The organism is Bacillus sp. SSR7, assembly GCF_055902415.1.
The window spans coordinates 68,994-82,620 of sequence record NZ_JBVVXV010000009.1; the positions used below are offsets into that span (position 1 = coordinate 68,994).

A 13,627-nucleotide genomic window follows, 5' to 3' on the forward strand; every position below is an offset into this window, starting at 1 on the left:
ATGATAGCAACGAAGGATATACGTATAGAAAAAGATTTTTTAGGTGAAAAGGAAGTACCAAGTAGAGCTTATTACGGTGTACAAACATTACGTGCGGTAGAAAACTTCCCGATTACAGGATATCGCATCCATCCGTCACTCATTACGGCAATGGCAATTGTGAAAAAAGCGGCGGCACTTGCAAATATCGATACTGGTTACTTAGCGAAAGACATTGGGCACGAAATTGCAGAGGCAGCGCAAGAAATTGTTGATGGAAAATTCCATGATCAATTTATCGTAGATCCAATTCAGGGCGGTGCTGGAACTTCTATTAATATGAATACGAATGAAGTAATTGCTAATCGAGCGTTAGAACGTATGGGATATGAAAAAGGCGAGTATGCAAAAATTAGCCCAAATACGCATGTAAACATGGCTCAATCGACGAATGATGCGTTTCCAACGGGAATTCATATTGCAACTCTTATGATGTTAGAAGAACTTCTTATTACAATGGAAGAACTTCATGCTGCTTTCCGTGCAAAAGCAAAAGAGTTCGATCACGTCATTAAAATGGGACGTACACATTTACAAGACGCTGTTCCGATTCGTCTTGGACAAGAATTTGAAGCATATAGCCGCGTGCTTGCGCGTGATATAAAAAGAATTAAACAATCTCGCCAACATTTATATGAAGTGAACATGGGGGCGACAGCTGTTGGTACGGGATTAAATGCAAATCCTACGTACATTGAACAAGTGGTGAAACACTTACGAACATTTAGCGGATTCCCACTTGTTGGTGCAGAGCATTTAGTTGATGCAACGCAAAATACAGATGCATACACAGAAGTATCTGCAGCATTAAAAGTATGTATGATGAATATGTCTAAAATTGCGAATGACCTTCGTATTATGGCATCTGGTCCACGTGTTGGATTGGCGGAAATTCAATTACCAGCTCGTCAGCCAGGTTCATCTATTATGCCAGGTAAAGTAAATCCTGTTATGGCAGAAGTAATTAATCAAGTCGCTTTCCAAGTAATTGGTAATGATCATACAATTTGCTTAGCGTCAGAAGCAGGACAACTGGAGCTCAACGTAATGGAGCCTGTGCTTGTATTTAATTTAATTCAATCTATTAGTATTATGAATAACGGATTCCGTGTATTCCGTGAATATTGTATTAAAGGAATTACAGCAAATGAAGAACTGCTGAAACAATATGTTGAGAAAAGTGTTGGAATTATTACAGCAGTTAACCCTCATATTGGTTATGAAGCAGCATCACGTATTGCACGTGAAGCAATTGAAACAGGAAAATCTGTTCGGAAGTTATGTTTAGAACATGGTGTACTGACAGAAGAAGAATTGGATATTATTTTAGATCCATTCGAAATGACGCATCCTGAAATTGCTGGTGCTTCTTTACTAAAGAATAAGAAGATGTAATGTGAAAAAACACCGATCCATTTGGATCGGTGTTTTATTTTTAAAAGATATTAAATACAGCGTTTAATTGAAGTAAGCTAATGATAGCTAAGAAGATTAAACTGTATTTCATTGCTGTTTTAAATAGGGCAGATTCTTTACCAACTAGTCCAACTGCTGCACAAGCAACTGCTACAGATTGTGGTGAAACCATTTTTGCCATTGTACCACCTACTACGTTTAATGCAACAAGAGTAGAAGGAACGATGTTTAATTGATCTGCAGTTACTGCTTGAAGCGGTGCGAATAATGAACCACTTGATACTACTGAGCCTGTAATAAATACGCCAATCCATCCTAAGATTGGAGAAAGAACTGGGAATGCATTACCAGTAGAAGAGAATGCAAGTCCAAGTGTAGATGACATACCAGAGTAGTTTTCCACGTAAGCTAAAGCGATAACGCTACAGATTGTATACACTGGAGCTTTTAGTTCTTTTATTGTTTCAACCATTAATTCTTTAACCATTTTACCTTTTACGCGGTACACGATAAGTGAAACGATAATCGCTAATACGATTGCAGTAGTTGTAGATGAGAATACATCAAATTTGAAAACAGCTGCGAAAGGTGTATCAGCTTTTGTAATTGGTGTAGTTTTCATAACAGCGTTATGAAGACCAGGGAATTGAATGTTAAATACTAGGTTTGCTAGTGCGCCATCCGGAGCAAATAGAGCTTTAATTGGTTTTAAATTAAAGATTGTTACGAATGCAGTTAAGAATACGAATGGAGACCAAGCATATAAAATTTGATTGAATGTATGAGATACTTTTTCTTCTTGTTTTTCTTCTTTAGTAGAAGATTTTGGCTGCCAAACACGTAAGAATAATGCAAGAGAGATCATACTTACAACGGCTGCGAAAATATTAGTAAGTTCTGCACCTAAGAAGTAAGTTACAACGAACTGAGTAATTGCGAAAGAAACACCACTTACAAGAATACCTTGCCAAGTTTCTTTAATACCTTTCATTCCATCAACCATTGAAACAAGTAAGAAAGGTAATACAATACTGATGAATGGTAAAATAAGAACAGTTTGACGACCGATAGTTAATGCATCTAGCTCAGTTAATTGTGCTGGTACTGTAACTGGGATACCCATAGCACCCATAGCACCACCAGCGATGTTTGCTACTAAACAAATACCTGCTGCTTTTAATGGATTAAAGCCCATACCTACAAGTAGTGCAGCTGTAATAGCAACTGGAACCCCTAGACCAGCTGCGCCTTCTAAGAAAGCACCGAAAGAATAAGCGATTAATAATACTTGTAAACGTTGATCATTTGTAATGCTTGAAATACTATCACGAATGATGTTGAATTGCTCTGTTTTAACAGTTAATTTGTAAAGGAAAATTGCTGCGATAACGATAGTGCAAATTGGGTAAAATCCGGATAAAATACCGAATCCGGCAGATGCTACAGCTACTGTTGCTGGCATTTTATAAACGAATATAGCAAGAATAATAGCGATAATTACACTGTAAAGCCCAGCCATGTAACTTTTCATTTTCAGTCCCATTAAACAAATAATGAAGCAAAAAATTGGAAGTGCTGCGATTAGAGCAGATAACCAAATATTGTTTAATGGGTCATAAATTTGTGTCCAAGTACTCATAATAATGACAACTCCTATCTATTTTATGTGAAGAAATTCACATTATTTGTGAAACTATTCACAATCAACTTACATGCTTAGTATATTCTCCTTCAACACTATTGTCAACGTAAAAAAGTATAATTATTCCATAATAGTGTTAAAAGAAATGCTTTGTTCATAAAGTAGACAAAAAGCCCGCTCAAATCTATTTGAGTGGGCGAGATAAATGATTTGCATATTCTTTTTTATAGTTGTTTATACATTATTGATCCTACAGCTCTATAGTAGAGAGCGTCTTTGTATCGCATATAGAGCTTCAGAATGTATCTCTTGTCCCATTTGATCAAGTTAGGAGTGGAACAGGAAATGTATTTAATAGGAAGTGTTCCATCATAGTTCAAGCTAGTGAATAGTAATTAAAAAGTAATAAGTTAATATTTAATGTTACGGTAGCTCTTTTTACTGAAAATTCCTTTTAGCGTAACAAAGAGGTTAAATATAACCCAAATACGTTACGATAGGTTATCAATTATAGACGGTATTTTACAATATCATTACTGCACGTTGCAATGAGGTGAAAATATAACAAAAAGCCTGATAAAACAACGTTTGCAAGCAAAGTATTTGCAGCCCGTTGTTTTGCTTTTTCGTTATATCATATAGTATAATATTCAAAATCAGCAAGGAATTTTTCCTGAGTCTTTTGCTGGTTAAGGTGGAAAAAATTTTCAGCTTTATAGGTTGATAAAGTTATGTCGTAACAGGAAATATAAGAACAGATATATAAATAAATAAAAAGAAAATAAAAACGAAAATGAGGGGAACTTTATGAGCCAAAATCAATTCGAATGTCGTATTTCAGAAGAAGATGTACAAATGTTAAGAGCGTTAGCGCATCCGTTGCGTCTACGCCTAGTAATGGAACTAATGCAACGTGGAACATGTAATGTAACACAATTACAGGAAGTGTTAGAAATTCCGCAATCAACAGTTTCGCAACATTTAACGAAATTAAAACAAAATAAAGTAGTACGCTTTGAACGACGAGGACTAGAAGTGTATTATCAAATTCATAATGATAAAGTAAGTGAAGTAGTAAAAACATTATTTTCTTAAAATTTGAATATTATGGAAAAAGACGTATGGGATATACGTCTTTTTTATTTGTCAGAAAGGTAACATGAGAGAAAATGTTGGAATGTAAGGAAGAAAAGGCTATTAATTAACATGCTGCTATATGGAATATATTCTAAAGGGAAAAGAAAAGATAGAAAGGAGTGTAGCAAGTAAAAGGAGGAATGGTAGTATGGATGTAAAACGTGTGAAACAAATTTTATCTTCTTCAAGTAGAATTGACGTTACATATGAGGGCGTACCAGTATGGATTGAGAGCTGTGACGAGCAGAGCGGGGTTGCTCAAGTGTATGATGTATCTAATCCTGGAGAAAGCGTCCACGTGAACGTGACGGCTTTAGAGGAGAAGTAATAGAAAAGACGCTTCTGATTTTAGAAGCGTCTGTTTTTGTATTATTCCATCATACTCGCAACTTTTTTAGAGAAGAGAAGGAGTACAAGTCCTAAGACGATAACGATAATGCCAATACTTGCAAATACTTCAAGGTATCCTAATGATTGTGTAAAGGAAGCAAGTTTACCAGCTAACCAGTTAGCCATACCTGAACCAGCTAACCATACCCCCATTAGTAATGATGCTAATTTAACAGGTGCAATTGCACTTACCATTGATAGACCGATTGGTGATAAGAATAGTTCTCCAATTGTATGGAACATATAAGTGATAACGATGAATAATAAGTTTGCTTTAACAGTTATATCAGCTTCACTACTTCCAGTTTTTAGAACCGCTAATGTTAAAACAAGGTAACCTATACCTAGTAAAATCATACCAAATGCCATTTTTGTTGGTATTTTTAAATCACCACGCTTTGATTTAGAAAGTTTTAACCATAGCATAGATACGAATGGTGCAAGTAGTACGATGAACGCTGGATTAACGGATTGGAACCAAGATGTTGGAATTTCCCATCCAAAAATTGTACGATCAACAAATTTATCTGTATAAAGTGTTAAAGAACTACCAGCTTGTTCAAAGCCTGCCCAGAAGAATACTACGAAACAAGTTAAAATTACAATTGCCCAAGTGCGGTTTTTTTCTTGTTTTGTTAAAGGTTTCTTTTCGATTGCAGGTTGATTTTTTGTTTTTTTACCAACAACTGTTGTTCCTGCTGTACCAAGATAGCGAGGAGCTAATAAGTTGAAAACAATTTGTCCAATAATCATACCGATACAAGCTGCTAAGAATCCGTATTTATATCCCATAACCATAACGCCATCAACGCTTGTTTTAAAGAAATCTTCTGCTAAAAATCCACAAATAAGTGGAGCGAAGAAAGCACCTACGTTAATACCCATATAGAAGATAGTAAATGCACTGTCACGACGTGAATCATTTTCACTATACAATTCACCTAACAGTGTAGAAATATTTGGTTTGAAGAACCCATTACCAATAACTAATAGTATTAATCCTAGAAATAGTCCTGTTTTTGTATTCATTGAGAATAGTACAAAGTTGCCGATTGCCATAATAATTCCGCCGAGAGTAATGGCATGACGTCTTGTAATATAATGATCTGTTAGCCATCCACCTATAATTGGCATGAAATATACTGCCGCTGTAAAAGTACCATATAATTGCACTGCAAACGCCTTATCAAATCCTAACCCGCCACTAACCGCAGCAGTCGTTAAATAAAGAACTAAAAGGCCACGCATTCCATAATAACTAAATCTTTCCCACATTTCTGTTAAGAACAACAAGTACAATCCTGGTGGATGTTTTTTTGGTGATTGTTGCTCTCCAGCTTTGTCTAATTTTAAAGCTGCATCCATTTTTGTTTCCCCCTAATCCTGTATAACGGATATTTATGTAATCATTTTAATTTACAAAATATTTAGAAGTCAATAGAATTATATGGAAATAGAAAGAAAATTTCTAAAAAATTCTATTGTTCTTCGACCGTTACTGTATTTTGCCCTGAAAACGAGATGATAAGCGTTTTCAAATGTAATAATTGAATTCTAAAAGAAAATAAAATAGTGATTAATCAGAAAATTTAGATTAAAATATTTATTCTGATATAGAGAAAATATATTCTATTTACTTTTATAATATAACATATTGGGAATAAAAATACAAAACGAAATAATGTGACATTTAAGTGAATTGAAAAATAACCAGCTCACAGAAGGGGAGCTGGTTAAGGAAATACTATTTAACAAAGCGTTTTTCGATATCATCTAATAGTAGGTTAGCAGCCATTACACCGCCAGCGGTATTCCAAATCACATCGTCAACTTTGTATGCTTTATTATTTTTCACTGCATTTAAGTTTTTAAATAATGGATCATTGATATATTCTTTTTCTAATTCAGAGCCTTTTTTCTCGTTTCCTTTATCGAATGTGAAGTAGAACAATACATCGCCATCCATTGCAGAAATACGTTCTTTAGATACGTTACGCTCTGCGAAGTCATCTTTATTTTGATCGCCAGGACGTTTAAATCCAAGTTCTTTTAAAATAACACCAGAGAATGTATCACCATGATAAATACGAACATCACCAGGCATGAAGCGAACCATAGAGATTTCTTGATTTACTTTATCACCTAGTTTGGCTTTTAAATCTTTCATACTTTTATCGTAATCAGCTAAAACCCTTTGGCCTTCTTTTTCTTTATTTAATGCTTTCGCATAAAACTTGAAGTTATCTTTCCATTCACCGCGTAATGTTTCAGAGAACACAGTAGGTGCAATTGCTTTTAGTTGCTCGTACACTTTTTCGTGACGCATTTTGTTACCGATAATTAAGTCTGGTTTTAAAGAAGCGATTGTTTCTACGTTCACTTGTCCTTCATCACCAACAACTTTTACATCTTTCATTTTATCTTTAATATGTGGATACCATGGATCACCAGTCCAAGATTTTACAGCCCCAACTGGTTTCACACCTAGCTCAAGTAAAGCTTCAGTTCCTTCGTTTGTTAAAATAACTACACGTTTTGGATTAGCTGGAACTTCTGTTTTCCCCATTGCATGTTCCACAGTAATCATTTCTTTTTTTGTATCTTCTTTTGATTCGTCTTTCGTATTTGATTTTCCACAAGCACTTAAAATTAGTGAAAAGGCTAATAAAAATACAAATACTGTAAACGATTTCTTTTGCATGAATTTCATTATGTACCCCCTAGATACTGAGAAGTTTTTTCAATAGCAAGCATGATATTAATACTTCATGGTCTAATTGTCAATGAAAATAATTCTCATTATCGTTGACAATGCGAATTAAATTGAAATACACTTACAACGTATCATTATACATTGAAGGGGAAACGCTGCATGTTATTAAAAACAAATCAAGCAAAATGGATTGGATTATTTGTTGGGATCATTGCAGTTATTATTTGTATTTGGGGAAGTATTATTTTCGGATATACAAATACGAGCTGGAAATTAGCGTTAGATGCTTTTTTTCATTTCAATGGTTCCAATGAACATATTATTATTCAAAATGTACGCCTACCAAGGGCATTAATTGCAGCTAGTGTTGGTGCTAGTTTAGCCATTGCGGGTTGTCTTATGCAAACTTTAACGAAGAATCCGCTTGCTTCTCCAGATTTTATTGGATTAAATTCAAGTGCTGCTTTCTTCATAGTTGTAGCAATTGTTATTTTTTCCGTGACGTCATTATCAGCTTTCACGTGGATTGCCTTTTTAGGAGCGGCAATTGCAGCTGTACTTGTATTCGCTTCTAGTTCTTTAGGAAAAGAGGGGACAACGCCTCTTAAGTTAACATTAGCAGGTGTCGCAATTAGTGCGTTATTTTCATCACTAACACAAGGATTACTTGTTTTAAATGAAAAGGCGCTTGAAGAAGTATTATTTTGGCTTGCCGGATCTGTGCAAGGAAGAAAGTTAGAAATTTTACAATCTGTATTCCCATATTTATTAATAGGCTGGATCGCATCTCTTATGATGGCAGGGAAAGTAAATACATTAATGATGGGGGAAGACGTTGCAAAAGGACTTGGTCAAAGAACGATTTTAATGAAATCATTCATACTACTTATTATTGTCCTGTTATCTGGTGGTTCAGTTGCGGTCGCTGGTCCGATTGGATTTATTGGTATTGTTACTCCGCATTTTGCCAGATTTCTTGTTGGAGTAGATCATAGGTGGCGAGTACCGTATAGTGGCTTGTTAGGTGCAATACTATTAATCTTAGCTGATATAGCAGCAAGATATGTCATTATGCCACAAGAAGTACCGGTAGGGGTTATGACAGCATTTATCGGGGCCCCATTCTTTATTTATATTGCACGTAAGAGAGGGCTTAGCAAATGAAGAAGTATATTCCGTTTCGTATAGGAAAAGGCGGGCTCTCGTTTTTAATGTATAAAAGAGCTTGTCTCGTCTTATTCAGTTTACTAGTTGTTTTAATAGGATTATTTTTTGCGAGTGCAGGTATGGGAGACATGAAAATTGCTCCTTATGATGTATGGCAAGCGATCAATGGAAATGGCGATGCAATGTCCAATATGGTTGTAAATAAGTTTCGTATGCCGCGTATTTTAATTGCTATTCTTGTAGGAATCGCACTTGCGGTAGCAGGATGTATTTTACAAGGTCTCGTCCGAAATCCACTTGCTTCTCCGGATATCATCGGGATTACAGGTGGTGCAAGTGTTGCAGTTGTACTGTTTTTAGCTATATTTAGTGATAAAAATAATGCGCTAACTGTAAGCATTCATTATATGCCGTTAGCAGCCTTTGTTGGGGCAACAATTGTAGCGCTTTTTGTATATTTATTTGCATGGAGAAATGACGGGTTATCGCCGATTAGTCTTGTTTTAATTGGTGTTGGGTTTTGGGCGTTAACGAAAGCGGCAACGACTTTGTTTATGTTATTAGCGCCAATTTATCAAGCGAGTCAAGCGAATGTATGGATTACGGGTACTGTTTACGGTTCTTCATGGCAAAATGTTATGGTACTTGCACCGTGGGTTCTCATTTTAACGGTAATATCATTTATAGCTGCTAGACATTTAAATGCGCAAGAGCTAGGGGATGATATTGCGGTAGGACTTGGTGTTCCTTTAACAAAGTCACGCGTATTCATGTTATTACTGAGTACAGCTTTAATTGGTGGAGCAGTTGCCTTTGCTGGAGGAATTGGATTTGTCGGTTTAATGGCACCTCATATTTCACGAAGACTAGTTGGTTCTTTATACGGTGCATTACTCCCAGTTGCGGCGATTGTTGGTGCAATTTTAGTACTTGCTGCAGATTTAATTGGGCGTACAGTTTTCACCCCACTTGAAATTCCAGCAGGAGTATTTACATCAGCAATTGGTGCACCTTATTTTATTTATTTACTTTATAAAAGTCGGAATTCATAAAGGGAGATGAATATGCAAAAAGCATTGGAGACGAAACGTTTGACGTTGTCTTATGGTGAAACAATTATTATTAATGAGTTGAATTTAGAAATTCCAAAAGGAGAAATTACAATCTTCATTGGTTCTAATGGTTGCGGGAAATCAACTTTATTACGTTCACTAGCTAGATTATTAAAGCCAACAACTGGTGATATTTTGTTAGATAATCAAGCTATTCAAAGTATGCAAACGAAGCAAATTGCTCGTCAAATGGCAATTTTACCGCAAGGACCGCAAGCGCCAGAAGGGCTTACAGTATTGCAACTTGTAAAACAAGGCCGCTATCCATATCAAACATGGCTGAAACAGTGGTCAGAAAAAGACGAGGAAATGGTACAGAAGGCACTTGCGGCAACAGGGATGACAGAATTTGCTGAGCGTGATGTACATGCTCTTTCAGGTGGACAACGACAACGTGCTTGGATTGCAATGACGCTTGCACAAGATACAGATATTATTTTACTGGATGAGCCTACTACCTATTTAGATATGACTCACCAAATTGAAGTGCTTGATTTATTATTCGAATTAAATGAAACAGAACAAAGAACAATTGTCATGGTATTACACGATTTAAATTTAGCATGTCGTTATGCAGACAATATTGTAGCCATTCAAGATAAACAAATATATGCACAAGGTAAACCTGAAGAAGTAGTGGATGAGAAGCTAGTACGTGATGTATTCCGAATGGAGTGTCAAATTAGTACGGATCCATTATTTGGAACGCCACTTTGTATCCCGCATGGAAAAGGAAGACGTGTACGTAATGAGGTTGCTCAGGCAATGAGATAATAAAAAAAGACGATGAGGATTCCATCGTCTTTTTTTATTTTTCGCAAGAGAATAATAGGAAGAGGGGAATACGTAACCGACGTTCATATTCTTCTTCACTCTGAAAATAAGTTTGATTTGGTGTAGCTTCTTTTAAATTTGTAATCGTAAATCCGGCTTGTTGTAACAATGTGAAATATTCTTCCATTGTACGATGATATTTAATAACTTCTTGATCAATCCAAGGTTCAACGCGTTTACCCATTTTAAAATAATCATCGACGAGCCAGTTCGTTCTTTTCCCGCTCGTTTGTAAGCTTTCAAATGAAGAGGTAATAATAGGATGTTGAACGCTAAAAGTAAAGGTTCCATTTGTTTTTAAAGTTTCGTACACATTTTGAAAAATGATAGGAAGATGTTCAATATAATGTAAGGCGAGTCTAGATGTTACTAAATCAAAAGTAGCAGGAGGGTATGTGTAGTCTTTGAGGTTTAAAAAATGGACGGTCCCATTTTTATCTTCTAGTTGTTTTTTAGCTTTTTCATACATAAGTTCGGAGCCTTCAATACCAGTGTAAGAGTGGCAGTCTTTTTCTAATAATTCCTTGCCAAATTTTGCGTCACCGCAGCCTAAATCAAGGATTTTCTTTCCTTTCACATCACCAATGAGTTGAAAGAAGGCTGGTTTTTCAAGTGATTCATTTGGGCTATTTTCTCGGTATCTTCGTTTCATATATTGTTCAAAAAATGATTCATTATTATATACATCAGATTCAGTAAATGCCATGATTGAAGCCCCCTTACATATTTTTTTTATTCTACCAAATATGAAAAGTAAATGATAGATTTCTTGTAACGAATCATATATAATCTAGAATTGTAAGCGGTTACTTTAAACTATTTTTCTATAATAAATTCTGAAAACGTGTTAAGCTAGTAGAGGGATTATTAGAACTATTAAGACAATAATTCGCTTACATGAACGATGGGAGGCTTCACGATGTCTAGTAAAACACTTGCAAAATTTTTAGAAGAAAATTTAGAGGATTTAAAATCAAAGGGGCTTTATAACGTAATTGATCCGCTTGAGAGTTCAAATGGACCGATCATTACAATTGGCGGAAAAGAATATATTAACTTATCTTCAAACAACTATCTTGGATTAGCAACAGATAGCCGTTTACAAGAAGCAGCAATTGGCGCAATTCATAAGTACGGTGTTGGAGCAGGAGCTGTTCGTACAATTAACGGTACTTTAGATTTGCATATTAAATTAGAAGAGACAATTGCAAAGTTTAAACATACAGAAGCAGCAATTGCGTACCAATCAGGATTTAACTGTAATATGGCAGCGATTTCAGCCGTTATGGATAAAAATGATGCGATTCTTTCAGACGAATTAAACCACGCTTCTATTATTGATGGTAGTCGTTTATCAAAAGCAAAAATTATTGTTTATAAACATTCTGATATGGAAGATTTACGCCAAAAAGCAATCGCGGCGAAAGAATCAGGTCTTTACAATAAATTAATGGTAATTACAGACGGTGTCTTCTCAATGGATGGAGATGTTGCAAAACTACCAGAAATTGTTGAGATTGCAGAAGAATTAGATTTAATGACATACGTAGATGATGCACACGGTTCAGGTGTACTTGGTAAAGGGGCAGGAACTGTAAAACACTTCGGTCTGTCTGATAAAGTTGATTTCCAAATTGGTACATTATCAAAAGCAATTGGGGTAATTGGTGGATATGTAGCAGGGAAACAAAACTTAATTGACTGGTTAAAAGTTCGTTCACGTCCATTCTTATTCTCTACAGCATTAACACCAGCTGATGCAGCCGCTTGCATGAGATCAATTGAAATCTTAATGGAAAGCACAGAGTTGCACGATCGTTTATGGGAAAACGGTCGCTATTTAAAACAAGGGTTAAAAGAACTTGGCTTTAATATCGGAGAAAGTGAAACGCCAATTACACCTTGTATTATTGGTGACGAAGTATTAACACAAGAATTTAGTAAACGTCTAAATGAAGAAGGCGTATATGCAAAATCTATCGTCTTCCCAACTGTAGCAAAAGGAACAGGGCGCGTTCGTAATATGCCTACAGCAGCTCATACGAAAGAAATGTTAGATGAAGCAATTCGTAAGTATGAAAAAGTAGGGAAAGAAATGGGCATCATTTAAGTAACGACATCTTTTGAATAGCTTGCAAATGAGGAGTGGGGAAAATGAAAAAAATTCTAGTAACCGGTTCTTTAGGGCAAATTGGTTCTGAACTAGTAATGAAACTTCGTGATGTATACGGTGCATCAAATGTTATTGCAACAGATATTCGTGAAACAGATAGTGAAGTAGTAACGTCTGGTCCATTTGAAACGTTAGATGTAACAGATGGGCAAAAACTACATGATATTGCAAAGCGTAATGAAGTAGATACAATTATTCATTTAGCAGCTTTACTTTCAGCAACAGCAGAAAAAAATCCGTTATTTGCTTGGAATTTAAATATGGGTGGACTTGTAAATGCATTAGAAGCAGCTCGTGAATTAAACTGTAAGTTTTTCACGCCAAGTTCTATCGGTGCATTCGGTCCATCAACGCCGAAAGATAATACGCCACAAGATACAATTCAGCGTCCTACTACGATGTATGGGGTAAACAAAGTAGCAGGAGAATTACTATGCGATTATTATCATCAAAAGTTTGGCGTTGATACGCGCGGTGTACGCTTTCCAGGTTTAATTTCTTACGTAGCTCCTCCAGGAGGCGGAACAACTGACTATGCAGTTGAAATTTATTATGAGGCGATTAAAAAAGGCACATACACCTCATACATTGGAGAAGGAACATACATGGATATGATGTATATGCCAGATGCTTTACAAGCAATCATTTCATTAATGGAAGCTGATCCAAGTAAACTTGTGCATAGAAACGCGTTCAATATTACAGCAATGAGCTTTGAGCCAGAGCAAATTGCAGCATCAATTCGTAAACACATCCCGACGTTTACAATGGATTACGCTGTAGATCCTGCTCGTCAAACAATCGCTGATAGCTGGCCAAACTCTATTGATGCAACAGCAGCAATGAAAGAGTGGGGCTTTAAAGCAGAATACGATTTAGACAAAATGACAACGGACATGTTGGCTAAGTTAAAAAAAAAGCTCACAGCTGAGTTAGTGATGAATTAATAGGAAGGGTCGATTCTTAGGAATTGGCCCTTTTATTTGTATTTTAAGAATATACAA

At 35.8% G+C, this 13,627-nt stretch carries 12 protein-coding genes; 8 read left to right on the plus strand and 4 right to left on the minus strand.

Annotated features, from left to right (window positions below; all coding sequences use genetic code 11):
• Complete coding sequence (aspA, locus tag AC0NJG_RS16845) at nucleotides 1–1,434, plus strand: aspartate ammonia-lyase (RefSeq protein WP_474063238.1); 1,434 nt, start codon at nucleotides 1–3, stop codon at nucleotides 1,432–1,434.
• Nucleotides 1,435–1,474: 40 nt separating this feature from the next.
• On the opposite strand, the gene AC0NJG_RS16850 is transcribed toward aspA, so the two are convergent.
• Complete coding sequence (locus tag AC0NJG_RS16850; RefSeq protein WP_087953867.1) at nucleotides 1,475–3,094, minus strand: L-lactate permease; 1,620 nt, start codon at nucleotides 3,092–3,094, stop codon at nucleotides 1,475–1,477.
• Between the two features lie 810 nt (nucleotides 3,095–3,904).
• On the opposite strand from AC0NJG_RS16850, the gene AC0NJG_RS16855 reads away from it, so the two are divergent.
• Both AC0NJG_RS16855 and AC0NJG_RS16860 read left to right on the plus strand, forming a co-directional pair.
• Complete coding sequence (locus AC0NJG_RS16855; protein ID WP_000081429.1) at nucleotides 3,905–4,192, plus strand: ArsR/SmtB family transcription factor; 288 nt, start codon at nucleotides 3,905–3,907, stop codon at nucleotides 4,190–4,192.
• 190 nt (nucleotides 4,193–4,382) lie between these two features.
• Nucleotides 4,383–4,562 carry an acid-soluble spore protein H gene (locus AC0NJG_RS16860; protein WP_000382683.1) on the plus strand — a complete coding sequence of 60 codons (180 nt, stop codon included), beginning with the start codon at nucleotides 4,383–4,385 and terminating at the stop codon, nucleotides 4,560–4,562.
• 41 nt (nucleotides 4,563–4,603) lie between these two features.
• Here AC0NJG_RS16860 and AC0NJG_RS16865 read toward each other — a convergent pair whose 3' ends face one another.
• Together AC0NJG_RS16865 and AC0NJG_RS16870 are read right to left on the minus strand one after the other, a co-directional pair.
• Entirely contained in the window at nucleotides 4,604–5,989 is a 1,386-nt protein-coding gene (locus tag AC0NJG_RS16865) for a peptide MFS transporter (RefSeq protein WP_049114314.1), read from the minus strand.
• 379 nt (nucleotides 5,990–6,368) lie between these two features.
• A complete protein-coding gene (locus AC0NJG_RS16870) occupies nucleotides 6,369–7,334 on the minus strand; it encodes an ABC transporter substrate-binding protein (protein WP_087997442.1) in 966 nt (321 codons plus the stop codon).
• A 162-nt stretch (nucleotides 7,335–7,496) separates the two neighbouring features.
• Here AC0NJG_RS16870 and AC0NJG_RS16875 point away from each other — a divergent pair, with 162 nt between their 5' ends.
• The 3 genes from AC0NJG_RS16875 to AC0NJG_RS16885 are packed head-to-tail and all read left to right on the plus strand — an operon-like array spanning nucleotide 7,497 to nucleotide 10,390.
• Complete coding sequence (locus AC0NJG_RS16875; protein WP_474063239.1) at nucleotides 7,497–8,501, plus strand: FecCD family ABC transporter permease; 1,005 nt, start codon at nucleotides 7,497–7,499, stop codon at nucleotides 8,499–8,501.
• Nucleotides 8,498–9,556, plus strand: coding sequence for a FecCD family ABC transporter permease (locus tag AC0NJG_RS16880; RefSeq protein ID WP_143880772.1), 1,059 nt, complete (start codon nucleotides 8,498–8,500; stop codon nucleotides 9,554–9,556). Before AC0NJG_RS16875 ends, AC0NJG_RS16880 begins: the two co-directional genes overlap by 4 nt.
• A 12-nt stretch (nucleotides 9,557–9,568) precedes the next feature.
• Complete coding sequence (locus tag AC0NJG_RS16885) at nucleotides 9,569–10,390, plus strand: ABC transporter ATP-binding protein (RefSeq protein ID WP_087953862.1); 822 nt, start codon at nucleotides 9,569–9,571, stop codon at nucleotides 10,388–10,390.
• A 34-nt stretch (nucleotides 10,391–10,424) separates the two neighbouring features.
• On the opposite strand, the gene AC0NJG_RS16890 is transcribed toward AC0NJG_RS16885, so the two are convergent.
• Nucleotides 10,425–11,156, minus strand: a complete 732-nt coding sequence (locus tag AC0NJG_RS16890; RefSeq protein WP_474063240.1) for a class I SAM-dependent methyltransferase — start codon at nucleotides 11,154–11,156, stop codon at nucleotides 10,425–10,427.
• 213 nt (nucleotides 11,157–11,369) lie between these two features.
• Between AC0NJG_RS16890 and AC0NJG_RS16895 the strand changes: the two genes are divergently transcribed.
• Together AC0NJG_RS16895 and AC0NJG_RS16900 are read left to right on the plus strand one after the other, a co-directional pair.
• Nucleotides 11,370–12,560 carry a glycine C-acetyltransferase gene (locus AC0NJG_RS16895; protein WP_000095906.1) on the plus strand — a complete coding sequence of 397 codons (1,191 nt, stop codon included), beginning with the start codon at nucleotides 11,370–11,372 and terminating at the stop codon, nucleotides 12,558–12,560.
• Nucleotides 12,561–12,604: 44 nt separating this feature from the next.
• Complete coding sequence (locus AC0NJG_RS16900; RefSeq protein WP_087953860.1) at nucleotides 12,605–13,570, plus strand: L-threonine 3-dehydrogenase; 966 nt, start codon at nucleotides 12,605–12,607, stop codon at nucleotides 13,568–13,570.
• The last annotated feature ends 57 nt before the right edge of the window (nucleotides 13,571–13,627 follow it).